The following is a 25261-nucleotide window of genomic DNA, read 5'->3' as shown; positions in this document are numbered from 1 at the left end:
CTGATCCTGAGTAAGGGGAACGGTGTCATGACGGCAAACGACCACGAAAACATCAGAGAGCAGACCGACCGGCCGCTCGGTGTGCTGGAGCTGGTGCACGCCTTCAAGGAAGGCCCCATGCCGACCGGCGTCACCGTGTCGCACGCCGGCCGGATCTTCATCAACTACCCCCTGTGGGGCGACGACGTCGCCGCCACCGTGGCCGAGCTGCGTGACGGCAAGGCCGTGCCGTTCCCGGACCGGGCATGGAACGCCAGGTCCGGCGACCTGTTCAAGCGGCTGGTGTCGGTGCAGAGCGTGGTGGTCGATCCAGCCGATCGTCTGTGGATCCTGGACACCGGCAGTCCGCTGTTCAAGCCGACAGAACCGGGCGGCCCCAAGCTGGTCTGCGTGGACCTGCGGAGCGACACCGTGGTTCGGGTCATCGCCTTCGAACCCGACGTGGCGCTGAGCACCTCCTATCTCAACGACGTCCGCTTCGACCTGCGCAAGGCGACCGAGGGCGTCGCCTACATCACCGACTCCTCCGGCAACGGTCCCAACGCCGTCGTCGTGGTGGACCTGGCGACCGGACAGGCCTGGCGGCGACTGGACGATCACCCCACCACCAAGGCGGAAAGGCCGCCCGGCTACCTGCCGATCGTCGAGGGTCGCGTCTTCATGGAACGCCCGAAGGACGGCCCGCCCAAACCGGTCCTGATGGGCGCCGACGGCATTGCCATCTCGTCCGACGGCAAACGGCTGTTCTACTGCCCGCTCATGTCGCGGCACCTGTACAGCGTGTCGGCTGACGCCCTGGCCGACCGCTCGGTCAGCGAGGAGGAGGTGGCGGTCACAGTCACGGACGAAGGAGACAAGGGCGGCTCGGCCGACGGCCTGGAAACCGACGACGCCGGACGCGTCTACATCACGAACTGGGAGCACAACGCCATCATGCGCCGCCTCCCGGACGGAACCTTCGAGACTTTCGTGCACGACCCGAGACTGCTGTGGCCCGACACCATGTCGGTCACCCAGAGTCATCTTTACGTCACCTCCAATCAGCTCCATCGGCAGGCGGCTTACCAGAACGGGCAAGACCTGCGCCGCTACCCCTACGCGCTGTTTCGCACACCGATCGACGCCGGCTCCGTCCGGCTGCTCTGAACGATGACCATGCGTACCGCCTCCTGGGCCGGACCCGGCCAACCCGACGGACGGGGAAGAGAACCCCTCCGAACAGGCCAACTGAGACCCGGACGCACGAAAGCCCGCTCCGAGACGGAGCGGGCTTTCGTGTTACGGCTGGCGGAGGATAGGAGATTCGAACTCCTGAGGGGTTGCCCCCAACACGCTTTCCAAGCGTGCGCCCTAGGCCAACTAGGCGAATCCTCCGTGGAGAAGCTTACCCAACTTTCAGAGCGGCACGGACCATTAATTTCCGACACCGAACACCCTGATCTTTTCCGATACCGACCACTCGGATCTGAGGCTAGACTGGGGGCCGACCCCTCGCGCGGCGTCATCCTGTGAACCTCCCCAGGGCCGGAAGGCAGCAAGGATAAGCGGGCTCTGGCGGGTGTGCGAGGGGTCTCTTCGTTTGAGACCCCTCGCAGGTGGGATCGCCGCATGAGTCTTGCGCTGTACCGCAAGTACCGGCCCGGGACCTTCGCCGAGGTCAAGGGTCAGGAGCACGTCACCGATCCGCTGCGCCAGGCGCTGCGCAGCGGGCGCATCAACCACGCCTACCTGTTCAGCGGACCCAGGGGATGCGGCAAGACGTCCAGCGCGCGCATCCTGGCCCGCTCCCTGAACTGTGAGAAGGGCCCGACCCCCGACCCGTGCGGGGAGTGCGAGTCCTGTGTGGCGCTGGCGCCCACCGGCCCCGGCCACCTCGACGTCATCGAGATCGACGCCGCCTCGCACGGTGGCGTGGACGACGCCCGCGACCTGCGTGAGCGGGCCTTCTTCGCGCCGGTGTCGTCGCGCTTCAAGATCTACATCATCGACGAGGCGCACATGGTGACCCGCGAGGGTTTCAACGCGCTGCTCAAGCTCGTCGAGGAGCCTCCCCCGCACCTGAAGTTCGTCTTCGCGACGACCGAGCCGGAGAAGGTCATCGGGACGATCAAGTCCCGGACCCACCACTACCCGTTCCGGCTGATCCCCCCGGCCGCGCTGCGCGCGCTCATGGAGGAGATCCTCACCTCGGAGAAGGTCCCGTTCGAACCCGCCGCGCTCCCGCTGGTGGTCCGGGCGGGCGCGGGTTCGGCCCGCGACTCGCTGTCGATCCTCGACCAGCTGTTCGCCGGTTCCGACGAGGCGGGCATCACGTACGCCCGCGCGGTCTCCCTTCTCGGCTACACCGACGGGGACCTGCTCGACGACGTGGTCGCGGCCTTCGCCGGTCGTGACGGGGCGCTGGTGTTCCAGGTTGTGAACCGGGTGATCGAGGGCGGTCACGACCCGCGGCGGTTCGCGATGGACCTGCTGGAGCGCTTCCGCGACCTGGTGATCCTGGCCAACGTGCCGGAGGCGGCCACCAGCGGGTTGCTCGACAGGCCCGGCGACGAGCTGGAACGGCTCCAGGTCCAGGCGGCCTCGATGGGCCCGGCCGAGCTGACCCGCGCGGCGGAGATCCTCAACGCCGGCCTGATCGAGATGCGCGGGGCGGCCTCGCCCCGGCTGCTGCTCGAACTGATGTGCGCCAGGATCCTCCTTCCCGGCGCCGCCCAGGGTGAGGCGGCGCTGCTCACCCGCCTGGAGCGGCTGGAGAGGGGGGGAGTCGTCGCGGCTCCCGCTCCCGCTTCCCTCCCACAGCAGGCTCCCGCTCCCGCGTCCCTCCCGCACCAGGCTCCCGCTCCTACGCCCGCGGCGCACGCGGCCCCCCCGCCGCAGGCGGAGGCACCCGCCGTCGCGCCCGCCGTGCCTGCCGCGCCCGCCGAGCGGTCCGGCGGCCAGGGCGACGACTGGCCCGTGGCGGTCAGGCCCGGCGCACCGGCCCAGGGACAGCGGGCGCCGGCCCCGGTCCAGCAGGCTCCCGGCACGTCCACGCCGGTCGACACGGCGCCGGCGTCCGGTTCGGGTGCCGGGGCCGTGCAGCAGGCGTGGCCCCAGGTGCTCGCGGCGCTCAAGCGGCGCAGCATCGTCGTGTGGGCCAACGTCAACACCAACGCCCAGGTCGTCGGGGTCGAAGGCAAGATCGTCACCCTCGGGTTCGCCCAGGTCGGCGCGATGAAGAACTTCACCGGCGGCGGCAAGGACGCGGTCGTCGCTGCGGTGCTGCAGGAGGTCCTGGGCGGCACCTGGAAGGTCGAGGCCGTCGTCGGCGGCGGGCCCGCTCCCTCGGGCGGGAGCCGCCCTCCGGCTCCGAGGCAGCCCCCGGCTCCCCAGCACCCCGCGCCCCAGAACCAGGCCCCGCAGGCACAGGCCCCGCAGTCTCCGCCCCAGGCGCCCGCCCCCGGGCCGTCGCCCGCGCCCGCGGACTCGAGGGAGGCCACGCCCAGGCAGGCGCCGCCCGCGACGGACGAGTCCTGGCCGGACGCCCCCCTGCCGGAGGACCCCGGCTCGCCTCCCCCGCCGAGCTCCATGCCGAGCCCCGGTCTGGCCGCGGCCCGCTCGGCGGCCAGGGCGGCGGCCCAGGCCGGGCCCAAGGCCGCGGTCAAGACCGGCGCCAAGGCGGCGGCCTGGCCTGACGCGATCCCCGCCCGCGGCACCACTTCCGACACCGACGAGGTCGACCCGCTCAACGACGCGGACGCCGACGTCGACGCGCTCACCGGCATGGCCCTCCTCCAGCGGGAGCTGGGCGGCCAGGTCATCGGCGAGATCGACCACACCTGACGGCCGGCACCACCTGACACCTGAAAAGACCTCGCCTGACAGGGCGCCATCCGGCGAGGCCGCGCCCGGCGAGGCGCGGGCCCGCCGGGACGGCCGGCTCAGGGCAGGTCGACGCCGCTGAGGCGGATCCGGGCGGCCACCGCGCGGTGGTCGTGGCGGGGCAGCGCCGTGACGAGGCGTTCGAGGATCTGGATGTCGTTCCTGCCGTGCTCGGTCTCCGCGTAGGCCCACAGGTCCTCGGGACTTCCCCGCAGCAGCAGCCGGGCCCGCACCTGCCCCTCGAGCTCCTCGCGTTCGAGGCGCAGGGCGGGCGCCTCGGAGCGGGGCAGCAGCGGACCGCGGTAGGCGCGGGCGACCGGGGCGGCCCCGTCGCCCGCGAGCAGCCGCTTGAGCTCCAGGAAGTCGGCCTCCACCACGCAGGCCAGGCGGTACGGCTTGGCGGCGATCGTACGGCCGAGCTGGGTGCGGAGGCGGTGGATCTCGGCGCGGATGGTCACCGGGTTCCCCGCGTCGCCGTACAGGTGGAAGGAGAGCTGGGCGGCGGTCATCCCGCGGGGGTTGAGGGCGAGCATCGCGAGGATCTCGGCGTGGCGCAGGGAGAGCGCCAGGCGGACCCCGTCGAGGTGCGCAGAGGGGTGCTCGGCGCCGAGGAAGGACAGGGCGAGCACCGGCCTCCTGGCCGGGCCCGCGAGGCGGAGCAGGAAGCCGTCGTCGTCGAGGACCTCCAGGAAGGCGCTCCGCCCGTCGGGCAGGATCACCCGGTCGCCCGCCTCCGGCAGACGTATGCGCGGAGCCCACTGGCGTGTGTCGTCACCGGCGATGATCCGCCCGGTCGCGGTGACCAGGGCGCCCGGCTCGCCGCGCAGCGCGCTCAGGTGCCGCCCGTGACGGCGTCTGAGCCGCTCGTCGCGTTCGAGCATGCGCAGCGTGAGGTGGCTCTCCGCCAGCCGGGCCGCTGCCTCGACGAGGGCGACGCTCGCCGGGTGCATGGAGCGCGTCCTGCCGCTGATGTCGACACAGCCCAGCAGGTCGCCGCTGTCGGGGTCGACGATCGGCGCGGCGGAGCACGACCAGAAGTGGAGCGCCCTGACCAGGTGTTCGGCGGAGAAGACGTGCAGGGGCCGCCGGGTGGCGAGCGCGGTGCCCGGGCCGTTGGTCCCGAACGCGCCCTCGCTCCAGTCGAAGCCGTCGGCCAGCCCCACCTCGTCGGCGCTCTCCATCGTCCGGTGGTTGCCGTCGCGCCAGAGCACCCTGCCGCGGGCGTCGGTGACGAGCAGGATCTGGTCGTCCGCGTCGACGGCCTCCAGGAGGGTCCCGGTGATGATCGGCAGAAGCCTGCTCATCGGGTGCGCCGAGCGGATCTCGCGGATGTCCTCGCCCTCGAAGGCGAGGGGGGCCGACCTGGCGTCGGGGTCGACCCCGGCGTCCAGGGACCGCCGCCACGACGCGGAGATCACGCTCCTGGGTCCCTCGCCCGTCGGCCGCTCGCCCCTGATCAGCGCCTCGTGCAGGCGCCGCAGTCGTGAGGAGTAGGAGTCGAGACCGGCCGTCTGGACAGCTCCCCGGTGGCTGTCGCGCACATATCCCCCCGGAATAGAGCCGATGGCCGAAGCATCAACGGTCGAGACCCCGCCCGCAACCCGTTCGGCCAAAGAGGGTGTGCGAAGGGTGAGTGAACGATCGCAACGTGTGTGCAACCTTCGGAGGGCTACCTTCCGATGACACGCTGTCGTGTGCGGCCGCTCCGGCGCGTGTCGCGTCGGGTCTCGGACGTCTGGAGGGGGGCCCGGGGCCCGACGGGGGTTTAATCCCCATACTGGGGGAACGCGTGCTCGCTGCAGTACAACACCCGGCCCGAACCCCGTAGGCTCGTGACGACCGATGTCACGGACGAGGAGCACAACGACGGTGAACCCAGGGGATGTCAACCTGCAGCAGCTGCTGGAGCAGGCACAGCTCATGCAGCAGCAGCTCGTGAGCGCCCAGCAGGAGCTGAACGACGCGGAAGTCGAGGGCTCCGCGGGCGGCGGACTTGTCGTGGCCACGGTCAACGGCGGGGGCGAGCTGCTCGAACTCAAGATCAGTCCCGAGGCCGTGGACCCCGGCGATCCCCAGGAGACGGCCGACACCATCGCCGACCTGGTCATCGCCGCCATCCGCGACGCCGTGCGCGCCGCCGCCGACCTGCAGCAGGAGAAGCTCGGTCCCCTCGCGCAGGGGCTGGGCGGCGGGGGCGGGCTCGGCCAGCTTCCCGGGTTCTAGGTCATGTACGAAGGGGTCGTCCAGAACCTGATCGACGAGCTGGGGATGCTTCCCGGAGTCGGTCCCAAGAGCGCGCAGCGCATCGCGTTCCACCTGCTGGCCGCGGAGCCGGCCGATGTGAAGCGGCTCGCGCACGCTCTGCTGGAGGTCAAGGAGAAGGTCCGCTTCTGCCGGGTCTGCGGCAACGTCGCCGCGGAGGAGGAGTGCCGGATCTGCCGCGACACCAGGCGCGATCTCCACGTGATCTGCGTCGTCGAGGAGTCGAAGGACGTCGTGGCCATCGAGAAGACCCGCGAGTTCCGGGGCCGGTACCACGTCCTCGGCGGGGCGATCAGCCCGATCGACGGCGTCGGCCCCGACGACCTGAACATCCGGGAGCTCATGACCCGCCTGGCCGACGGTCAGGTCACCGAGCTGATCCTCGCCACCGACCCCAACCTCGAAGGGGAGGCGACGGCGACCTATCTCGCCCGTCTGGTCAAGCCGATGGGACTGAAAGTGACACGACTGGCCAGCGGTCTGCCGGTAGGCGGTGACCTCGAGTACGCGGACGAGGTCACCTTGGGCCGCGCGTTCGAAGGAAGAAGGCTCCTTGATGTCTGACGATGCGTGGAGCGCTCTCGCGGAACGGATCGCGGAGCACGCCAAGAACTACATCGACGGCCTGACCCGCCTGGCGGGCGGTGAGGGCGGCGACGCCATCCTGCCGCTGCTGCTGGTGGAGGTCGCGCAGGTCAGCTCGGCCGGTGCGCAGCTCGGCGCGAGCCAGGACGTGATCCTGTCGGGCAACTGGGAGCCGCACCTGGGCGAGGACCCGGACGTCGACGTCGTCCGTACGGCCCTCGCCGAGCGGCTGGGGCCGGTCGACGACTACGCCGAGGTCTTCGACCCCTACAAGGACACCGGGGTCACCCCGTACCGCCTGTCGGACGACCTGACGGCGGTGGCCGCCGACCTCCTGCACGGCCTGCGGCACCACAGGGCGGGGCGCCCCCTGGAGGCGCTCTGGTGGTGGCAGTACTCCTACTTCAACACCTGGGGCAACCACGCCGGAGCGGCGATGCGGGCACTTCAGGCGCTTGTCGCCCACACGCGACTCGATGTCGCCGAGGAGCGCACAACGGTGTGATCGTCCACATACTGGTTTGATCAGAAGGCCTCAGCGAGGGCGCCAGTAGACTGTGAGCTCCACAGCCCTAGATTGCTTCGGAGACATCTCGTGGCGCTCGTTGTTCAGAAGTATGGTGGTTCGTCCGTCGCCGACGCGTCCTGCATCAAGCGGGTCGCGCAGCGGATCGTCGCGACGAAAAAAGCCGGCAACGACGTCGTGGTGATCGTCTCGGCCATGGGCGACACGACGGACGAGCTGCTCGACCTCGCCCAGCAGGTCTCGCCGCTTCCACCGGGCCGCGAGCTCGACATGCTGCTCACCTCGGGTGAGCGCATCTCGATGGCGCTGCTGGCGATGGCGATCGCCAACCTGGGCCAGGAGGCGCGCTCGTTCACCGGGTCCCAGGCCGGCGTGATCACCGACTCCTCGCACGGCCGCGCGCGCATCATCGACGTGACGCCCGGCCGGATCCGCGGGGCGCTCGACGGCGGCCAGATCGCGATCGTGGCCGGTTTCCAGGGCGTCTCGCAGGACACCAAGGACATCACCACGCTCGGCAGGGGCGGCTCCGACACCACGGCGGTCGCGCTCGCCGCCGCCCTGAACGCCGACGTGTGCGAGATCTACACCGACGTGGACGGCGTCTTCACCGCCGACCCCCGCATCGTCCCGGCCGCCCGCAAGATCCCCAAGATCTCGTACGACGAGATGATGGAGATGGCGGCGTGCGGTGCGAAGATCCTGCACCTGCGCTGTGTCGAGTACGCTCGCCGTTTCAGCCTGCCGATCCACGTCAGAAGCTCGTTCAGCACCAAGGAAGGCACGTGGGTCGTCTCCGACCCCGACAGCGAAGGAACAGAGATGGAGCAGCCGATCATCTCCGGCGTCGCGCACGACCGGAGCGAGGCCAAGATCACCGTTGTCGGGGTGCCCGACAAGGTCGGTGAGGCTGCGACGATCTTCAAAACGCTCGCCGACGCCGAGATCAACATCGACATGATCGTGCAGAACGTGTCGGCGGCGACGACCGGCCGGACGGACATCTCCTTCACGCTGCCCACGAGTGACGCCTCGGCCGCGCTCACCGCGCTGAAGAAGATCCAGGAGCGCATCGGCTTCGAGTCGCTGCTCTTCGACGACCAGATCGGCAAGATCTCGCTGATCGGGGCGGGCATGCGCTCGCACCCCGGCGTCACCGCGACGTTCTTCGCCGCCCTCGCCGACGCGGGGGTGAACATCGAGATGATCTCCACCTCGGAGATCCGCATCTCGGTGATCGTCGGGCAGGACGAGGTGGACACGGCGGTCAGCGCCGCGCACCGCGCGTTCGATCTCGACGCGGACCAGGTTGAAGCCGTGATCTACGGAGGTAGCGGGCGATGAGCCGCAAGCCCACCCTTGCCCTGATCGGCGCGACCGGTGCCGTCGGCACCGTCATGCGCGACATCATCTCCAACCGCGAGGACGTCTACGGCGACATCAAGCTCGTCGCGTCCGCCCGCTCGGCCGGAAAGGTCCTGCGGGTTCGCGGCGAGGACCTCGTCGTCCAGGAGCTGACCCCCGAGGTCTTCGACGGCGTCGACATCGCGATCTTCGACGTGCCGGACGAGGTCTCCGCGACCTGGGTGCCGATCGCCGCCGAGCGCGGTGCCGTCGTCATCGACAAGTCGGGCACCTTCCGGATGAACCCCGAGGTTCCGCTGGTCGTGCCGGAGGTCAACCCGCAGGACGCGCGCACCAGGCCGCTGGGGATCATCTCCACCCCCAACTGCACGACCCTGTCGATGATGGCCGCGATGGGCGCCCTGCACCAGGAGTACGGCCTGCGCGAGCTGGTGGTCGCCTCGTACCAGGCGGTCTCCGGCGCGGGCGTGGCGGGCCCGGCCCGCCTCTACGACGAGGTCGAGGCCCTGGCGGGTGACCGTACGGTCGGGCAGACCGCCGGTGACGTGCGCAAGGTCCTGCAGAACAAGCTCGGGGACGAGGAGTCGCCGTTCCCCGCGCCGGTGGCGTTCAACGTCGTGCCGTGGGCGGGTTCGCTCAAGGACGGCGGCTGGGCCTCCGAGGAGATCAAGCTCCGCAACGAGTCGCGGAAGATCCTCGGGATCGGCGACCTCAAGGTCTCCGCGACCTGCGTCCGCGTCCCGGTGATCACCACCCACTCGCTGGCCGTGCACGCGACCTTCGAGCGTGAGATCACCGTCGCCGACGCCCACCGGATTCTCGAGGCCGCTCCGACCGTGGTCGTCATGGACGACCCGGCCAACGGCGTCTTCCCGACCCCGGCGGACGTCGTCGGAACCGACCCCACCTACGTGGGCCGGGTCCGCCAGGCGCTCGACTTCCCCAACACCCTCGACCTGTTCGTCTGCGGTGACAACCTCCGCAAGGGCGCGGCCCTGAACGCGGCGGAGATCGCCGAACTGGTCGCGGCCGAGTTCGCGTAGTCTCTCCGGGGTTTCTCCAGGGCCGTACGGCGGCGTGGTGTCCGATGACGCCACGCCGCCGTACGGCCCTCGCGGTCGCGGGGGCGTGAAAGCCGGGGCGGTGGGATCCACGCGCCGGTGAGAAGGCCGGGGACGGGCACGTCGAGGAGCGGCGATCCCGCGTGGCCGTGGGATCGAGGATCGGTGATCCCGTGCGCTCCCGGACCGAGGACCGGCGATCTCACCTGATCACGGATCGAGGGCCCGTGCCCTCGCGTGGCCGGTGATCCGCCGGGTCAGCGGAAGAGGATGTCCCAGTGGTCCGCCTCGCGGGCGAAGAGGGGGCCCGACGTCGCCGACTGGCCGTACAGGCGGGCTCCGTCCCCTCGTACCCCCTGCGACGGATAGTTCTTCGTGATGTAGCGGTTGATGCATGCGTTGGGCTTTATGTCCAGCTTGTAGCCCGCGTAGTGGCTGTAGGGCCCGGGGGCGTGGCCCACCTCGGTGCCGCCGGTGACGACGAGGGGACAGCCGCTGCGCCGCTTCAGCTCGATGGCGCTGGAGACGGTCTCGGATCGCACGGCCTCCAGCGAGGTGCAGTTCCGCCCCTGGCGGTTCGCGCATTTACCCGAGGAGGTCCAGCGCAGGCCCGCCGCCCGCAGGAGCCGCTTGGCGTCCGTCTGCTGGAGCCGCGTGGGCTGCCGGGCCTGCTGCGCCTGGGGAGGGTGGGCCTCGGCCGGCTTTTCGAGGGCGGCGGGAGCCTTCTTCCCCGAGGTGACGGCGGCCGGAGGGGCCTGCACGCTTCCCTGGGCCTGGAACGCCCGTGCCTTCCCGGGGGTCTGGGGGGTGGTCTGCGGGATCCGGGGGGCCGCCGGTCTGCGGGGTGCGCCCGCCAGGGCGGCGGTCCGCGTTCGCGCGGTGGTCTCAGGCGGTCGGGGGGTCGCCTGTTCACGGTGTGCGCCCGCCAGGGCGGCGGTCCGTGTTCGCGCGGCGGTCGTGGTGGTCTCGGTGGTCTTGGCGGGCCGCGGCGGCGTGTCCGCGGGAGCGGCGTCCTCCGGCCGGAGAGGAACCGCGCTCTCCCGGCCCGGCTGGGCGGCCGCCGGGTGACACAGCTCCCGCATGCGGCGCCCGGCGGTTTCCAGGGTGCCGATGTCGTACACTCCGATGATCGTGGACCGGCGTCCTTCCGCCGGGCCGGCCGCGACGGGCCGGCTCACGATCGCGGCGCCGGCCGACGCGTTCCCGCTTTCCGCGGTCGCGCTGTGGTGCGGGGCCGATGCGATGAAAGATAGCTGCAGAGCGAGCAGTGCTCCGGCGGTAAACCGGGCAGCCCGCTGTCTACAGGGACATGTCCCCATTTATGTATCCCTTGTCGTGGGAGCCCTTCCGCCAAAAGGATCAATCCCACCCCCGAACCCGGATGATCCCTCACGAAGAGTGATTTTTGCCCGGTAGTGGGAATGATCGGGCGGCTCGATGACCTGCTGAGACGGCAGTTACTGAGATAGGCGACATGTCGGTATTCGCCGCGTACGGCACTATCGTCACGTCCTTGGCGGACGGCGCGGGGCAGGGCGGCATCAAGAGTGGTGGAGCAATCACGGATATGAGTGGCGAGGGCAATGTGGCGCGCTTAGGGTCGTTCACTGAGGCTCATCCCCGGTGGTGCGGGACGGATGATCTAGGGTTCGTTCAGTGGAGAAAGACCAGATGAGCCCGTTCTCCCAGCTTCGATCGACAGGTAACGAGCACCCGATGACCGAGCCGCCCCCGAGAACCCGTGGATCGGACAAGACCCGTGAGGTCATCGTGGAGACGGCCCTGCGGCTTTTTCGCGAGCGTGGGTACGAGGCGACCACCATGCGGGCCATCGCCGCCGAGGCCGGGGTGTCGGTGGGCAACGCCTACTACTACTTCGCCTCGAAGGAGATCCTGGTCCAGGCGTACTACGACCGGGCCCAGGCCGAGCACGAGGCGGCGTGCGAGAAGCTGCTGGCCACCGAGCACCGGTTCGCCGCGCGGCTGGCGGGGGTGTTGCGGGAGTGGGTGCGGGTCTCCGAGCCGTACCACGAGTTCGCGGTGAAGTTCTTCAAGCACGCGGCCGAGCCGAACAACCCGCTCAACCCGTTCAGCGCCGAGTCCTCGCCCTCCAGGGAGGCGTCGATCGCGATCTACCGGCGGGTCGTGGAGGGGTCCTCCGACCGCATGGACAGCGAGCTGCGCGCCGAGCTGCCCGAGCTGCTCTGGCTGATGTCCATGGGCGTCGTCCTGTTCTGGGTGCACGACGAGTCGGAGGGATGCCGCAGGACGCACCGGTTCATCGACCTCACCGTGCCGCTGGTGGACCGCCTGGTGGGGCTCTCACACCTGCCCGGCCTGCGCGGGGTCGCCCGTGACTTCATCGCGGGGATTCACGAACTTCGCGAGTGAATCCCGGCGGAACCCCATGAACAACCGTATCGATCTGATTACCCTGTGTAGTTGATTCGATGACGGTTTCGAGGGAGTCCCATGGGTTGGGTAGCCGTGCTGGTGGTGGTGTCCGTCGCGATCATGTTGATCGCGTTCCGCGTCCTCAGAAGGAAGGGGCGGGAGGACGGCGAGCATGTCTCGTCGTCCGTCGACTTCTCCGCCAATCTCGCCCTCGCCGTCTACCTGCTGGTGCTGGCCTACGCCGCGGTCCTGTGCCGGGACGGGCTCTCGGTGTCGGACGCCGACGTCCAGGCCGAGGCCGAGAGCCTCACCGAGATGTACTGGTCGGTCGCGCCCATCCCCGAGGCGGCACCCGTCCGCTCCCAGATCCGGCAGTACACCGCGCAGACCATCGACCTCGACTGGCCGCTCATGGCCGGGCGCGAGATGTCCCCGCTCCCCGGTCAGACCCTCGCGGACATGCGGGCCACGGTGCTCAGGCTCCGCCCGCTCGGCGACGACAGCAAGAACCTCCAGCAGGCCGCGCTCGACCGGATCTCCGAGGTCTCCCACGCCCGCATCGTGCGGGCTGACGACGCGGGCACCGGCCTGGAGAGCACCTTCGTGATCTTGATGATCATCTCCGGACTGCTGGTGATCGCGCTGCCCTGGACGCTCGGGGTGCGGCCCACGACCTCGTCGATCATCGCGGACGTGGTCCGGGCGGGGGTGGTCGTCGTCGGCATCTGCTTCATCATCCTGATCAGCCATCCGTTCAGCGGGCTCGGCGCCGTCGAGCCCGACGCGTTCAAGGCCGCGCAGCGGCAGTACGACCAGATCGACGGCCACTTCCCCGCCCAGCCGTAGCCCTCCTCGGCGATCGGGCCGCGGTCTGGCGCGCGGGGCGGCCCGGAAGCCCGCCGGTGGATGTCCCACCGGCGGGCTTCGCCGTCCGTGCCGCCCGGATCATCGGCCCCTGCGGTTGAGGGCGGTGACCGCGGCGACCGAGATCACACCGGTGAACATCACCAGGAGGACCAGCTTTCTGTCGGTGCCCTTGCGCCGCTCGGCGTAGCGATCGAGCACCAGCCGCTGCCGAAGGAGAGGGGGCACGCCGGAGGGCGTCGCCTTGGGCCGGGGAGTGCGGCTCCGGCTCGGCGTCGGCGGCGGCGTGACGACTTCGAGAACGGGAACGGGCGGGGGCGCCGGGACGCGGGGCCTGGGGGGTGCGGAAGGCTCCGGGGCGGGAAGGCTGGGAGGGGCTGACACGGTGGGAGCCGGCCGCTCGGGCGCGGGTTCGGGCGAGGGCTCCGGCTCGGGTTTCGGTTTCGGCTCTGGCTTCGGCTCTGGCTTCGTTTCGGGTTTCGGCTCTGGTTTCGGTTTGGCCGGGAGGTCCGCCGGATGGTCTGACGCGGGTTTCCACCAGTTCCACCAGTGCCACCAGGGGACCTTCCGGTCGTCCGCCCCCGGCGGGGGCGCGGTCGGGTAGTCCGGTTCGGGTTTCAGCGCGGCCGAGTGGCCGGTTTCCGGCTTCGGCCGGTGGTCCGGCGCCGAGGGCGGGGAGGCCGGGGGGACCGGGGGTGGGGAGGCCGGGGATGACCGCTCGGGCTCCGGGAGCGCCGATCGGCCGGAGGCCAGGCTCAGGGCCGCGTGCGAGACCCCAGGGGGCGGCCCCGAGCCGCCTTCCGCCGCGAGGGGATGTGTCCCGGCCAGAACGGGGGCCGCCATGCAGGTCGCGAGGACCGCCCCGCCGATCCGGCTCCGTCGTTGGGTCCTCCGCCGATGCTTCGTCACGTAAAGTTTCTAACATCATACGGAAAGTGATGAGACGGTAAGCGGCCGGTCGGTGGAGATCATTCTTTTCTGACATACCGTCCGGTTGGTACGGTCAGGCTATTGACGGCGCCCCGAGCGAGTGCGGCAAGCTACATCAGAACATCGTTCTGGGGAAAGGTCCCCGGCGGCGAGCACCGACACGGAGGCGGCACATGACCACGGGCCCACGCTGGGGTATGACGATCCCCTTCTACGACCGTTCGCTGGCCGCTTCCAGGGATCTGATCGCCGAGCTGCCAGGACTCGGCTACACCGACGCCTGGTCCGCCGAGGTCAACGGCGTCGACGGCTTCGTGCCCCTGGCGATGGCCTCGGAATGGGCCCCGGAGATGCGGCTCGGCAGCGCGATCGTCCCGGTCTCCACCCGCGGTCCCGGCCTGCTCGCCATGTCCGCCGCCACGCTCGCCGACCTCGCCCCCGAGCGCTTCGTCCTGGGCATCGGGGCCTCCTCCCCGGCCATCGTGGAGCGCTGGAACGCCGGGGAGTTCGTCAAGCCGTTCGCCAGGACCAGAGACACCCTGCGCTTCCTGCGCACGGCCCTCGCGGGCGAGAAGGTCACCGAGCGGTACGAGACGTTCGAGGTCAAGGGCTTCAAGCTGGAGCGCGCCCCCAAGATCCCACCGAAGATCGTGCTCGCCGCGCTGCGCCCCCGCATGCTGCGCCTGGCCGCCGAGGAGGCCGACGGCGCGATCACCAACTGGCTCTCGCCCGGCGACGTGCGGAAGGTCAGGGCCGAGGCCGGCCCGGAGACCGAACTGATCGCCCGCCTGTTCGTGTGCGTCAGCGAGGACGCGGAGAAGGTTCGCGAGCTCGGCCGCCGGATGCTCGCGGGCTACCTGACCGTCCCGGTCTACGCCGCCTTCCACGACTGGCTGGGACGCGGCGAGGTGCTGCGGCCGATGCACGAGGCCTGGGCGGCCGGAGACCGGCAGGCGGCGCTCAAGGCCATCCCCGACGAGGTCGTGGACGAGCTCATCGTGCACGGCGACGCGGCCACGTGCCGGGCCAGGATCCGGGAGTATGTGCGCAACGGCCTGAACACCCCGATCCTCGCCCCCATCCCCGGGGGCGGGGTCCCGATCGCCCAGGCCGTACGAGATCTGGCCCCTGTCGAGGAGTGACCCCTTGCACGACCTGTTGAAGCTCGACGCGCTCGGACAGGCGCAGGCCGTGAAGAAGGGAGAGGTCTCCCCGAGGGAGCTCGCCGAGGCGGCGATCGCGCGGATCGAGGCGCACGACGGCGCGATCAACGCGGTCGTCCACCGCAGGTTCGAGCGGGCACTGGCGGAGACGGGCGAGGCCGACCCCGACGCCCCCTTCGCGGGCGTGCCGACGCTGTTGAAGGACCTGGGCTGGACCATGGCGGGAGAGCCGTACCGCGCGGGGTCGCGCACCCTTGACGGGATCTTCGCCGAACGCGACGGCTACGCGGTGACCAAGCTGCGCCGGGCGGGGTTCACGATCCTGGGCCGGACCAACACCCCGGAGTTCGGCACCGCGATCACCACCGAACCGGTGACGTTCGGTCCCACCCGCAATCCGTATGACCTCCGCTACAGCAGCGGAGGATCGAGCGGCGGGTCCGCGGCGGCGGTGGCGGCGGGCATGGTCGCGGTGGCCTCGGCCAGCGACGGCGGCGGGTCGATCCGGATCCCGGCGAGCATGTGCGGGCTGGTCGGGCTGAAGCCCGGCAGGGGCAGGGTCAGCTCCGGCCCCTCCGGAGGCGAGCCCTGGGCGGGCTTCTCGGCCGCGGGCCTGCTCTGCCGTACGGTCAGGGACAGCGCGGCGACCCTCGACGTGATCGCCGGGACGATGCCGGGCGACCCGTACGGCGCGCCCGCCTGGAGGCGCCCGCTCGCCGAGGAGGTCGGGGCGGACCCCGGGCGGCTGCGGATCGGTTTCCTCACCGAGCACCCCGGCGGGGACGTCCCGTCCGACCCGGACCTGGTGGCCGCGGTCACCGGGGCCGCCGGGCTGCTGGAGGCGCTGGGCCACGACGTCGAGCAGGGAGGGCCTTCCGCGCTCGCCGAGGACGGCTTCGCCTCGCACTTCGGCACGATCGTCGCCGCCCACGTGGCCGCCGACGTGGAGGACATCGGGCGCTGGCGCGGCAGGCCCGTCGAGCTCGGCGAGCTGGAGACGCGCAACCGCATCCTGGCGGCGGCGGGCCGTGGCCTCGGCGCGGTCGGCTACGTGGCCTCGCGCGACTGGATCGACGGGTTCAGGCGGCGGATGGCCGCCTGGTGGGAGTCGCACGACCTGCTGCTCATGCCGTCCCTGGGGGTGGCGCCCTTCCACCTCGGCTGGCTGCCTCCCGACGACGTCAGCACCTCGCGGGGCCGTACCAACCGGGCGGTGTCGTTCACCTCGCCCGTCAACGCCATCGGGCAGCCCGCGATCTCCCTGCCGCTGCACCACACCGCGGACGGACTGCCGGTGGGGGTGCAGCTGGTCGCCGCCGCGGGGCGGGAGGACCTGCTCGTCCGGGTGGCCGCCCAGATCGAGGAGGAACGCCCCTTCCGGCACGCGGCGATGCGCTGACCGGCCTCGGGAACCCTGTCCGGAAGTCACGCGTTATATCGTGAGGCGGCGGGGTAGTACGCCGCCAGGCGAACGTGGTTCCGAGGAGGATTCCATGGCGAAGGCGGCGCGCGCGGCGCAGGCGTGGCGAACGTACAAGGACGTGACGAAGCCGGGCTCGCCCGGTCTCGGTGCTCGTCTGCGCGCCCTCCCCAGGATGGTCGGCGCGGTCATGCACGGGGAGTACCCGGGCATGGGCAAGGGCAAGCTGGCGATGATGGGGCTCGGCGTGCTCTACATCGTCTCGCCGTTCGACGTCATCCCCGAATTCCTGCCTCTCCTCGGGGTGGCCGACGACTTCGGCGTGTTCCTCTGGCTGATGAGCTCCCTGCTCGGCGAGGGCGGGCGCTACGTCGACTGGGAGCGCGAGCGGGTCAGGTCCGTTCGGCCCTGAGCCGAGGGGGCGAGCGGGTCAGGTCCGTTCGGCCCTGAGCCGAGGGCGCGAGCGGGTCAGGTCCGTTCGGCCCTGAGCCGAGGGCGCGAGCGGGTCGGGGCCGCTCCGTCCCGGGCGGGGAGCTCGAGCGGGTCCCCATGGGCCCTTCCCTGGCCGGGGTTCCGGGCCGGGGTTCACGCGGGCCCTTCCCGGGCCGGGGTTCACGTGGGCCTTTCCTGAGCCGGGCGCGCGGACGGTCAGATCTGTTCCATCCTGAGCCAGGCGCGCGAGGGCAGCGGGTGGCCGAACAGGCGGGCGGCGTTGCCGTAGGCCACCCGGGCGATGTCGGCGGGCGGCAGGCTGCCCAGGTTCGTCGCGACGGCCTGCTGGGTGTCGGGCCAGGTGGAGTCGGAGTGCGGGTAGCCGCTCTCCAGCAGCACGTGCTCCAGCCCGACGGCGAGCCGCACCCCGGAGAGGGCGTGGTCGTTGAGCGTGCCGAAGAAGAAGTTTCTCCGCAGCACCTCGCTGGGCTTCAGGCCGCCCTCCCACGAGGCCTCTCCCGCCACCGGGTGGTCGAGCGCGTAGTCGGCCCGCTCGGCCAGCATCGGCAGCCAGCCCACCCCGCCCTCCACGATCAGGATCCGCAGCGCGGGAAAGCGCAGCGGGATGCCCGACCAGAGCCAGTCGGCACAGGCGAACATGGCGCTCGCCGGCATCAACGTGGTGATCGCCTCGATCGGAGTGTCCGGGGACGGGACCGGGGCCCAGGAACCGGCACCGGCGTGCAGGCAGACGACGGTGCCGGTCTCCTCGCACGCCTGGAAGAACGGGTCCCAGTGGTCGCTGTGGATGGACGGCAGGCGCAGCCGGGTGGGGAACTCGGGGAAGAGCACCGCCTTGAACCCGCGCGCCGCGTTGTCGCGGATCTCCTTGGCGGCCACCTCGGGGTCGGTCAGCCAGGGCAGCTGCAGGGCGATGATCCGCTCCGGGTAGGTGCCCGCCCAGACCTCCACGTGCCAGTCGTTCCACGCGCGCAGCACCGACAGGCCCAGCTCCTGGTCGCGGGTCTTGGCGAAGACCATGCCCGACTGCCCGGCCAGCATGCCGGGGAAGCAGAGCGCGGCCCAGACGCCGGCGCGGTCCATGTCCTCGATCCGGGCCTCGATGTCGTGGCATCCGGGACGCATGTGCTCGAACCGCACCGGGTCGAGCGTCCACTGCTCGCGGGGCAGGCCGGCGCCCACATCGAGCCCGGCACAGGGGTAGGTGGCCCCGCCGTAACGCCAGACCTGGTGACCGGAGTCGGTCTCGACCACCTTGGGCGCCTTGTCAGCGTATTTCTCCGGGAGCCGGTCGTCGAACATGTCGGGCGGCTCGATCAGGTGGTCGTCGGCTGAGATGATCACATAGTCCCGCCGCCTGGGCTCGGGGTCGGGGAGCAGCGGCGTAGTCACACGGTCAACCGTATTCCGCTGGAATAACACTCATCAAGCCGCAAGGTCTCCGCTTGGTATCTCTGTCTCCCACGACGTCTTTCGCGACGTCTCCCGCGATGCTCGCCGTGACGTCCTTCGCGACGCCTCCCACGTCTCCCGCGATACTCGCCGTGACGTCTTCGGCAGGCGGCCGGGCGGGTGGGCCCCGGAGCCACCGGAGGGGGGTAAGGCGGCCCCGGGGGGACGGGCCCGCCAGAGGGTGCTGCCCGTGGCGGGCCCTGCGAGAGCGCCTACCCAGAGATCTCCTCAATATCAGGATTTTTCAAAAGATGATTCTTAAGGGCGGACATAACGCTCTGGTCCACGCCCAGGGTCCGCAGGCAGTAGTCCCGTACAGGGCCCAGTTCGCCCAGGAAGAGGCGCATCGCCTCGGCGGGCGCCTGTCCGAACCCCGCCCACCGGGGCTCACCCGGATGCTCCCTCTCCCAGTACGCGACCATCTGGGGCCTGGCCAGCCCGGTCAGCGCGTAGTCGGCGACCACGTCCTCCTCGGACACCCCCAGCAGCCGCAGGACCAGGGCGACCAGCAGCCCCGTGCGGTCCTTGCCCGCCGCGCAGTGGACCACCACGGGCGCGTTGTCCGCCTCGGCGATCACCTCCAGCGCGCTCCTGAGCTCGGCGTGCCCGTCCTGGGCCACCTCCAGGTAGCGGTCGGCGAAGAACCTGGCGACCCCGGCGTCGGGGTGGTAGTCGCCGGCGGTGTCCCACCTGCGGTGCTCGACCGGGAGGTTGTGGTAACCCGGCCCCTGCGGGGCACGGCCGCGACGCGCCACCTCGTCGGGATGACGCAGGTCGATCACGGTGCGCACGCCGAGCGCGTGGAAACGGTCGAGGTCGTCGTCGGCGAGCATGTGCAGCGAGGCGGAGCGGTAGAGCCGCCGCCAGCGCACCTGCATCCCGCCGTCCGTCCGGTAGCCGCCCACGTCGCGGAAGTTGTACAGCCGCGCGAACTCGATATGCCGGATCACGCCCTCTAACCTATCCAGCGGTGGGTCTCGCGTGATGGGGGCAGGGATGCGAGTGGCGATTCCGGCACGGGATGACATCCCGTACGCCGTGCGGGTGGCACTGCTGTTCGTGCTCGCGCTGTCCACGGTCGTCGTCCACATCAACCAGGCACCTCCCCTGCGGCCCGCCGCGGAGCTCGTGGCGGACCTGCGGGCGGGCGAGGTGACCAAGGTCGTCTACGACCGCAACTGGCCCGCCTACGGCACGCTGACGTGGTCCCACGGGCCACTCTCCTGGAGCCAGGCCCGTTTCGACCAGCCCGACGACGTCTGGGACCCCCGGACCACCCGGCTGGTCCCCGAGGCCCTGGAGCGCCGCCAGGAGGCCTTCCTGGCCCAGGTGCGCGCCGCCGCCGACCCCTCCGTGGACATCGTGCGCACCGAGGGCTTCGGGGCCCTGGCGGGCTCGCCCGCCTACGCGCGGTGGTGGGAGCCGTTCGGCCCGGTGGCGGTGGCGGCGGAGATCCTGGCCTGGCTGCTCATGCTGGCCCGGCCGAACCCCCGCTACGCCAGCCGCTGGGCGTGGTTCTGGATGTTCCTCACCGGCGGCTCGCTGCTCTACGTCCTGCTGGAGCCGAGGCCCCTGTGGCGGGACCCGTACGAGGCGCTGCCCGCGCCGGCCAGGCTCGACGGGACACGCGGGTTCGCGATCGCGGTGGCGCTTCTTTTCGGCATGGCGATGGTCAACGCGTGATCGTCGGGTAGTAAAGGGGGCATGACTCCCGAAACGGTCGAGGTGCGTCGCGGCTGGTGGGTTGTCGGGATCACCATCCGGACGGTTCTCCTGCTCTTCCTGACCTTCGGGGTCCTGGTCTTCACGCTGGGCGTCACGCCCATGCAGGGGACGCGGGCCGAGCTCCGCGCCGCGGCCGCGGCCGACCGTGTCTCCTTCGTCGAGTACGACGAGTACAGGGGATACGACGGACCGGACGGGCAGAACGGCGTCATTTACTACGTCCGATGGGCTCAGGGCCCGTTGCTCTGGCGCGAGTTCAGGCTGCCGCCCCCTGCGGAGGGCTCGCCTGCCTACGTGTTGGCGGAGTTGAGGAAGGACCTGGGGCGGAGTCAGGCCAGGGTGATCGAGCGCGACCGCTTCGACAGGACGGGGTGGATACCCGCCTGGGTCGACGACATGCCGGGGCCCGTCGACGGCCCGTGGCTGACGGGTGGCTGGATACTCGCGTTCCTGATCATGCTCGGCTCGACGCCCCGGCTGGGCAACCGGTGGGCCTGGCTCTGGCTCTTCACCGTCGGGCAGACCGGCGCGCTCCTGTTCCTGCTGCTCGAACCCCGCCCGCTCTGGTTCGCGGCCGGGCGGCGTCCCGCGCCGCGCGAGCGGCTGAGCGGCGGGTGGGGCTTCCTGGCGGCGATCGGGCTGGGCCTGCTCTCCTACGGCCTGCTGCTGGCCGCCGGCTATCTCCTGAACCTCCTCAGGAACTAGGCGCGGAGGTCGGCGGGGTCGCCGGGCGTGGACGACTCGTCGGACGCGGAGGGCTTTCCCGGCGTGGCGGGCTCGCCGGGCCCGGGTTCGGGCCCCGGGTCGCCGGGCGCGGCCGCGGCCGCCTTGAGGTCGGCGGCCTCCCTGCGGATCAGCAGCGCCCAGCCGCCGATCGCGACGCCGATGAACAGCCACCACTGCACGCCGTAGGCCAGGTTGAGGCCGCCTCCCTCACCGACGTCCGGCGTGGGGACGGGCGCGGGCGCGGCGGCGGCCGCCGGCGACTGCTCGATCAGCTCGACGAACCCGCCGAGGAGCTTGTACGGCAGACGGCGCCCGATCGCCTCGGTGTTGATCAGCAGGACCTGTCCCGCGGGCAGGCCCGCCCGGTCACGGATGCCCGAGGTCTCCTCGGTCTCGCTGGGACGTAACCTGCCGGTGACAGTCACCTCACCCGAGGACGGCGCCGGGACCTCGGGAAGGGCGTCGGCGGTGCCGCCCGCCTTGACCCAGCCCCGGTTCACCAGCACGCCGGTGCCGTTCGCCGTGACCAGCGGGGTCAGCACGTAGAAGCCGACCGCCTTGTCCTGGACGCGGCGCCGGACCAGGAGCTGAGCGTTCGCGTCGTATGTCCCCTTAGCAAGGACGGTGCGGTATTTGTCCTGCGTAGAGACGGTGCCGCCGGGTGAGGTGAGCTCCTCCACCGCGACGGGGGCGGCGTGGAGGTTGCCGGTGATCTGGTCGCTACTGGTGGACCTCTCCTCGAAGCGCCCGAACTGCCACTGGCCGAGCAGCACGAAAGCGGGGATGACCAGCAGCACCACCACGTGGAGGGCCAGCCATCGGGGAGTCAGCAGGAACCGGTACACGTCATCAAGGGTAGGCACCGGGGGCACCGCCCCGTCCTCCGAGTGCGCCTTTGAGGGGGGCCGGATGCGTCTTTGGGCGTAGTAAGGTGCCCGGGACCGCCCGATCCTCGGATGTCATGGAAAAGCTCGCCGGACACTCCGGACATCACGTACGGTCGGGTGAGATTTCCCCCGGGATGTTCCACCACCTCCGGAGCCCGCCCCTGATGACTGTGCTCATGCCCGCCCCCCCGGCTCCGCTCGTACTCCCCCGTATCGGGGCCCTGCTGCGGCACGCCGCCCCCAGGGTGTTCGAGAGCATGATCCTTCCCGTTCTCGTCTTCTACGTCGCGCTGGTCTTCACCAACGCGAACATCGCGCTGGCGGTGGCGGCGGCCTGGGTCTACGGCGGCGTCGCCTGGCGGCTGGTCAAGGGTGGCGAGGCGCCCGGCACGCTGCTGCTGGCGGCGGGCACGATCACCGTCAGGGTGGTGCTGACGGTGGCGACGGGCAACCCCATCGTGTTCTTCCTGCAGCCCTGCCTCGGGGTGTTCTGCGTGAGCATGGGCTTCCTGCTCACCGCGCCGCTGCAGAGACCGCTGATCCGGCGGGTGGTGGCCGATCTCGTGCCGCTGCCCGACCAGGTGACGGAGCACCCGCGGATGCGTCGCTTCTTCGTGTCGCAGTCGGTGCTGTGGGGCTGCGCGCAACTGCTGAACGGGGCGCTGAGCCTGTGGCTGCTGCTCAGCCAGACCCTGGAGACCTACCTCCTCGTCCGTACCTCCGCGGTCGCGGTGCTGCTCGGCGGCGCGGGGCTGATCTCGGTGCTCAGCCTGAGGCACTGCCTGCGGAGGTTGGAGACGCGAGGGACGGAGAACCCGGAGCCGGGGACGCCGGCCCTGCAGACGCCGAGGCCGTAGACCGAAGGCGCAGTCCTGGGCCGGGCAGCGGGGTGACCTCTCTCGGACCGGCCACCTCGTGCCCTTCGGCGCAGCGGAAGCGCTGCTCGACCAGGGCGCCGCAGCCGCGGTGGGTGATGAGCACCGGCGGTCCCTCGTGGTCGCTGAGATACCGGTCGCCCCACTGCATCAGGGCCACCAGGGTCGGATAGAGGTCGAGGCCCATCTGGGTCAGCCGGTATTCGTCGCGCTGCCGCTGGCCGGGCTCGCGGTAGGGGACCTTGCGCAGCAGTCCCTCCTCCACCAGCCGGGTCAGCCGGGCGCTGAGCACCTGCCTGGGCGCCCCCGTGGCGGCCTGCATGTCGGCGAAGCGCCGCACGCCGCCGAACGCCTCGCGCAGCACCAGGAACGTCCACTTCTCGCCGACGACGCCCAGGGCGCGTTCGATGGAGCAGTTGTCCAATCGCGGGGGCAGGTTGCCGGGAGCCGCCTCATTCATGTGCGAATCGTAAGTCGCCATCGCAGCACCTCCAACGTACCCCTAAGTCTAGTTGACATACTCAGCCGTCTCGCGAGACTCTGAGTCCATGATGCGAACTCAGGTGGTGTCGCCTGGTGGTGTCCAGGTGCCCGGGGACGCCCCGGCCTTATGCGGGGACGTCGTGCGGAGAGCCGGGGACGCCCCGGTCGTGTACGAGGACGTCGCGCGGACGTCCGGCGACGGCGCGGCCGGGCCGGGGGAGGTCGCGGCCGGGTCGGGGGAGGTCGCGGCCGGGTCGGGGGAGGTCGCGGCCGGGTCGGGGGACGTCGCGACCGTGCCCGGAGGTGCCGTCGAGATCCGGCCCGCGCGGCCGGACGACGAGGAGGGGATTCGCCGCTTCCTCGGGGGACTGTCGCCCCGTACCCAGGCGCGGAGGTTCTTCGCCGGGATGGGCCGTCCGAGCGCGAGCTTCGTCAGAACGCTGCTCACGGTGGACGAGCGGCGCGACGCTCTGCTCGCCGTGCACGGGAACCTTCTCGTCGGGCACGCGATGAGCTACCGGGGCGAGGAGGCCGACGTCGAGATCGCCGTGGTGGTGGGCGACGAGTGGCAGGGAATGGGGCTGGGCTCCCGGCTCGTCCGCACGCTGATGCGCCGCGCGGAGGTCAGGGGGGCCAGGACGGTGGGGATGGACGTGCTCGGGGACAACCGCACGGTCCTGGCGATGGTCCGCAGGACATGGCCGGAGGCGACCATGCGCGTCTCCTCCGGCACGGTCGAGGTGACCGCGAGCATTCTCCGCTAGCGCCGTCCGGGCCGGTTCCCGCGCGGCCCCGCCCGGGTTCGCCGAGCGGTCTCGTCGAACAGTCTTGCCGGGCGGGCTCGGCGGACGGTCCCAGCGGGGCGTATCGGGGGAGGCTCCGGGCCGGAAGCCCGGGGCGACGCCGCCGAACCGGGCGGACCGGTCATCCGGGGCGGCGATACGGCCACCCGGATCAAGGCGGTACGATCGACGTGGTCCAAGCTGTTTCCCGAGCAGTTTGCGGAACAAGGTTCTGTTGCTCCACCATGGGATCCGTGAAGACTGCCAAGAGCGGACGCGACGGCCGCACCAGGATCGTCGAGGGTGCCCTGCGCCGATTCAGCCAGGACGGGGTCTCGGCCACCACGCTGGCCAGCCTCCGTGAGGAGAGCGGCGTCAGCGTCGGCAGTTTCTACCACCACTTCGCCAGCAAGGAACACGTCTTCGGCGTCCTGTACGCCGAGACCCTGCGCATGTACCAGGACGCCTTCCTCGCCGAGCTCCAGCGTCACGAGAGCGCGCGGGGCGGCATCGAGGCCATCGTCGCGCTGCACATGTCCTGGTGCGGCGAGCACCGCGAGCGGGCCCATCTGCTGATCAGCGAGCGGCCGCCCAGGCGCGACGAGCCGGGCGGCACCGAGGTGTCGGAGTCGCGCAGGGCGTTCTTCAGGAAGGTCTCCGACTGGTGGCGCCCGCACATGAAGGACGGCCTGCTCCAGCCCGTCCACCCGACGATGTGCTACGTGCTCTGGCTGGGACCGGCCACCGAGATGTGCCGCCTGTGGTTCGCCGGCGCGCACCAGCCCACCCCCGAGGAGATCGGCGGCCTGCGCGAGGCGGCCTGGCAGAGCCTGCGGCAGCAGGCCCCCCAGCAGACCCCCTGAAGCCAGACCTCCTGACCTTTCGCTCGCCCGCCGTCCCCGTCCGGCCACTCCGAGCGCCCCCGTCCCCGGCCACTCCGAGCGCCGCCTGCGCGGCGGCGGGTGTCACCGATACTCCGGCCCGGATCACGGGGGCTTTTCCGGGCCGGAGCGGTCTCGGTGCGCTCCCACTGACCGGGGTCTCGGTGCGTGGGGCCTCAGTGCGCCCCCACCAGCTGGCGGGTCCGCGTCGACACCCGCCAGACGCCCTCGTCCAGCGAGATGTCCAACCGCAGGTCCTGACGCCGGCGCCGCAGGCCGGGCACCCGCACCCGGTCGGAGACGTCGAACCTGCCGCGCCTGGCGTAGCCGAATCCCAGCTCCCCCGGGAAGACCCGTAACTCATCCTGGTTGCCGCACCGCGGGCAGGTCCATGCGACCAGATCCTTGCCACGGTGGTAGTCGTGGCAAGCGCGGAAATATTCGTCAGGATGAAAACGGGACTCGCAGGCGAAACAGGGGATCAGCATCATGGATCCTTTGGAGCGGGTGGTGCGGCTCCCAAGAAGTACCGCTTTCCACTTGAAGTCCGCTTGCAGAACGCTTAC

At 70.9% G+C, this 25261-nt stretch carries 25 protein-coding genes, 1 tRNA gene and 1 other RNA gene; 18 read left to right on the top strand and 9 right to left on the bottom strand.

The genetic code is table 11. The annotated features are described in order from the left end of the window. The first annotated feature begins 27 nt into the window (after nt 1–27). Nucleotides 28–1146 carry an L-dopachrome tautomerase-related protein gene (locus AB0G15_RS12110; protein ID WP_362837924.1) on the top strand — a complete coding sequence of 373 codons (1119 nt, stop codon included), beginning with the start codon at nt 28–30 and terminating at the stop codon, nt 1144–1146. Nucleotides 1147–1285: 139 nt separating this feature from the next. On the opposite strand, the gene AB0G15_RS12105 is transcribed toward AB0G15_RS12110, so the two are convergent. Next, nucleotides 1286–1374 (bottom strand) — tRNA-Ser (locus AB0G15_RS12105). Between the two features lie 108 nt (nt 1375–1482). On the opposite strand from AB0G15_RS12105, the gene ffs reads away from it, so the two are divergent. Both ffs and AB0G15_RS12095 read left to right on the top strand, forming a co-directional pair. Further along, an RNA gene (gene ffs / locus AB0G15_RS12100) (signal recognition particle sRNA small type) lies at nt 1483–1578 on the top strand. A 30-nt stretch (nt 1579–1608) separates the two neighbouring features. After that, nucleotides 1609–3822, top strand: coding sequence for a DNA polymerase III subunit gamma and tau (locus AB0G15_RS12095; protein ID WP_362837922.1), 2214 nt, complete (start codon nt 1609–1611; stop codon nt 3820–3822). Between the two features lie 98 nt (nt 3823–3920). Here the strand turns inward: AB0G15_RS12095 and AB0G15_RS12090 are convergent, their stop codons facing one another. Further along, nucleotides 3921–5402: a GAF domain-containing protein gene (locus AB0G15_RS12090; protein WP_362837920.1), complete on the bottom strand. Its 1482-nt coding sequence runs from the start codon at nt 5400–5402 to the stop codon at nt 3921–3923. A 328-nt stretch (nt 5403–5730) separates the two neighbouring features. Here AB0G15_RS12090 and AB0G15_RS12085 point away from each other — a divergent pair, with 328 nt between their 5' ends. From AB0G15_RS12085 to AB0G15_RS12065, 5 genes are all read left to right on the top strand, one after another. Further along, nucleotides 5731–6084, top strand: coding sequence for a YbaB/EbfC family nucleoid-associated protein (locus tag AB0G15_RS12085; RefSeq protein ID WP_329087916.1), 354 nt, complete (start codon nt 5731–5733; stop codon nt 6082–6084). 3 nt (nt 6085–6087) lie between these two features. Next, nucleotides 6088–6687: a recombination mediator RecR gene (gene recR / locus AB0G15_RS12080; protein ID WP_362688050.1), complete on the top strand. Its 600-nt coding sequence runs from the start codon at nt 6088–6090 to the stop codon at nt 6685–6687. Then, nucleotides 6680–7213 (top strand): DUF5063 domain-containing protein, encoded by a 534-nt coding sequence (locus tag AB0G15_RS12075; RefSeq protein ID WP_362688047.1) that lies wholly within the window; start codon nt 6680–6682, stop codon nt 7211–7213. The genes recR and AB0G15_RS12075 overlap by 8 nt, the downstream gene beginning before the upstream one ends. Before the next feature lie 90 nt (nt 7214–7303). Next, complete coding sequence (locus AB0G15_RS12070) at nt 7304–8578, top strand: aspartate kinase (RefSeq protein ID WP_362688044.1); 1275 nt, start codon at nt 7304–7306, stop codon at nt 8576–8578. Then, entirely contained in the window at nt 8575–9642 is a 1068-nt protein-coding gene (locus tag AB0G15_RS12065; protein WP_362837918.1) for an aspartate-semialdehyde dehydrogenase, read from the top strand. Before AB0G15_RS12070 ends, AB0G15_RS12065 begins: the two co-directional genes overlap by 4 nt. A 275-nt stretch (nt 9643–9917) precedes the next feature. Here the strand turns inward: AB0G15_RS12065 and AB0G15_RS12060 are convergent, their stop codons facing one another. Next, on the bottom strand, nt 9918–10781 hold the full coding sequence (locus AB0G15_RS12060) for a hypothetical protein (RefSeq protein ID WP_362837916.1): 864 nt from the start codon (nt 10779–10781) through the stop codon (nt 9918–9920). Between the two features lie 595 nt (nt 10782–11376). On the opposite strand from AB0G15_RS12060, the gene AB0G15_RS12055 reads away from it, so the two are divergent. Together AB0G15_RS12055 and AB0G15_RS12050 are read left to right on the top strand one after the other, a co-directional pair. Beyond that, nucleotides 11377–12051, top strand: coding sequence for a TetR family transcriptional regulator (locus AB0G15_RS12055; RefSeq protein WP_362837914.1), 675 nt, complete (start codon nt 11377–11379; stop codon nt 12049–12051). Between the two features lie 81 nt (nt 12052–12132). After that, nucleotides 12133–12900, top strand: a complete 768-nt coding sequence (locus AB0G15_RS12050; RefSeq protein ID WP_362837912.1) for a hypothetical protein — start codon at nt 12133–12135, stop codon at nt 12898–12900. Nucleotides 12901–12999: 99 nt separating this feature from the next. On the opposite strand, the gene AB0G15_RS12045 is transcribed toward AB0G15_RS12050, so the two are convergent. Continuing rightward, nucleotides 13000–13146 carry a hypothetical protein gene (locus tag AB0G15_RS12045; RefSeq protein ID WP_362837910.1) on the bottom strand — a complete coding sequence of 49 codons (147 nt, stop codon included), beginning with the start codon at nt 13144–13146 and terminating at the stop codon, nt 13000–13002. A gap of 875 nt (nt 13147–14021) precedes the next feature. Between AB0G15_RS12045 and AB0G15_RS12040 the strand changes: the two genes are divergently transcribed. The 3 genes from AB0G15_RS12040 (at nt 14022) to AB0G15_RS12030 (ending at nt 16843) form a co-directional block, all read left to right on the top strand. Further along, nucleotides 14022–14990: an LLM class F420-dependent oxidoreductase gene (locus AB0G15_RS12040; RefSeq protein WP_362837908.1), complete on the top strand. Its 969-nt coding sequence runs from the start codon at nt 14022–14024 to the stop codon at nt 14988–14990. A 4-nt stretch (nt 14991–14994) separates the two neighbouring features. Further along, complete coding sequence (locus tag AB0G15_RS12035) at nt 14995–16410, top strand: amidase (RefSeq protein WP_362837906.1); 1416 nt, start codon at nt 14995–14997, stop codon at nt 16408–16410. Nucleotides 16411–16504: 94 nt separating this feature from the next. Then, on the top strand, nt 16505–16843 hold the full coding sequence (locus tag AB0G15_RS12030; RefSeq protein ID WP_362837904.1) for a YkvA family protein: 339 nt from the start codon (nt 16505–16507) through the stop codon (nt 16841–16843). A gap of 236 nt (nt 16844–17079) precedes the next feature. Here AB0G15_RS12030 and AB0G15_RS12025 read toward each other — a convergent pair whose 3' ends face one another. Both AB0G15_RS12025 and AB0G15_RS12020 read right to left on the bottom strand, forming a co-directional pair. Further along, a complete protein-coding gene (locus AB0G15_RS12025; RefSeq protein WP_362837902.1) occupies nt 17080–18276 on the bottom strand; it encodes an amidohydrolase family protein in 1197 nt (398 codons plus the stop codon). Nucleotides 18277–18548: 272 nt separating this feature from the next. After that, entirely contained in the window at nt 18549–19286 is a 738-nt protein-coding gene (locus AB0G15_RS12020) for a tyrosine-protein phosphatase (RefSeq protein WP_362837900.1), read from the bottom strand. A gap of 46 nt (nt 19287–19332) precedes the next feature. Between AB0G15_RS12020 and AB0G15_RS12015 the strand changes: the two genes are divergently transcribed. Both AB0G15_RS12015 and AB0G15_RS12010 read left to right on the top strand, forming a co-directional pair. Continuing rightward, nucleotides 19333–20019 (top strand): hypothetical protein, encoded by a 687-nt coding sequence (locus AB0G15_RS12015; protein ID WP_362837898.1) that lies wholly within the window; start codon nt 19333–19335, stop codon nt 20017–20019. A 21-nt stretch (nt 20020–20040) separates the two neighbouring features. Further along, nucleotides 20041–20766 (top strand): hypothetical protein, encoded by a 726-nt coding sequence (locus AB0G15_RS12010; protein ID WP_362837896.1) that lies wholly within the window; start codon nt 20041–20043, stop codon nt 20764–20766. Here AB0G15_RS12010 and AB0G15_RS12005 read toward each other — a convergent pair. Beyond that, the gene (locus tag AB0G15_RS12005) at nt 20763–21650 is read right to left on the bottom strand and encodes an SURF1 family protein (protein WP_362837894.1); all 888 of its coding nucleotides are present in this window, start codon (nt 21648–21650) and stop codon (nt 20763–20765) included. The genes AB0G15_RS12010 and AB0G15_RS12005 overlap by 4 nt on opposite strands. A gap of 188 nt (nt 21651–21838) precedes the next feature. Between AB0G15_RS12005 and AB0G15_RS12000 the strand changes: the two genes are divergently transcribed. Further along, complete coding sequence (locus tag AB0G15_RS12000; protein ID WP_362837892.1) at nt 21839–22531, top strand: VC0807 family protein; 693 nt, start codon at nt 21839–21841, stop codon at nt 22529–22531. On the opposite strand, the gene AB0G15_RS11995 is transcribed toward AB0G15_RS12000, so the two are convergent. Further along, a complete protein-coding gene (locus AB0G15_RS11995) occupies nt 22440–23009 on the bottom strand; it encodes a helix-turn-helix domain-containing protein (protein ID WP_362837890.1) in 570 nt (189 codons plus the stop codon). The two genes, AB0G15_RS12000 and AB0G15_RS11995, sit on opposite strands and share 92 nt — an antisense overlap. Before the next feature lie 88 nt (nt 23010–23097). On the opposite strand from AB0G15_RS11995, the gene AB0G15_RS11990 reads away from it, so the two are divergent. Both AB0G15_RS11990 and AB0G15_RS11985 read left to right on the top strand, forming a co-directional pair. Further along, entirely contained in the window at nt 23098–23796 is a 699-nt protein-coding gene (locus tag AB0G15_RS11990) for a GNAT family N-acetyltransferase (RefSeq protein WP_362837888.1), read from the top strand. A gap of 272 nt (nt 23797–24068) precedes the next feature. Then, on the top strand, nt 24069–24677 hold the full coding sequence (locus tag AB0G15_RS11985) for a TetR/AcrR family transcriptional regulator (RefSeq protein WP_362687993.1): 609 nt from the start codon (nt 24069–24071) through the stop codon (nt 24675–24677). 194 nt (nt 24678–24871) lie between these two features. Here the strand turns inward: AB0G15_RS11985 and AB0G15_RS11980 are convergent, their stop codons facing one another. Then, nucleotides 24872–25186: a hypothetical protein gene (locus tag AB0G15_RS11980; RefSeq protein ID WP_362837886.1), complete on the bottom strand. Its 315-nt coding sequence runs from the start codon at nt 25184–25186 to the stop codon at nt 24872–24874. Nucleotides 25187–25261: the final 75 nt, after the last annotated feature.

It is taken from the genome of Streptosporangium sp. NPDC023825 (genome assembly GCF_040639575.1).
Classification (GTDB): Bacteria; Actinomycetota; Actinomycetes; order Streptosporangiales; family Streptosporangiaceae; genus Streptosporangium.
This window is presented reverse-complemented; position numbering and strand designations above follow the sequence as displayed.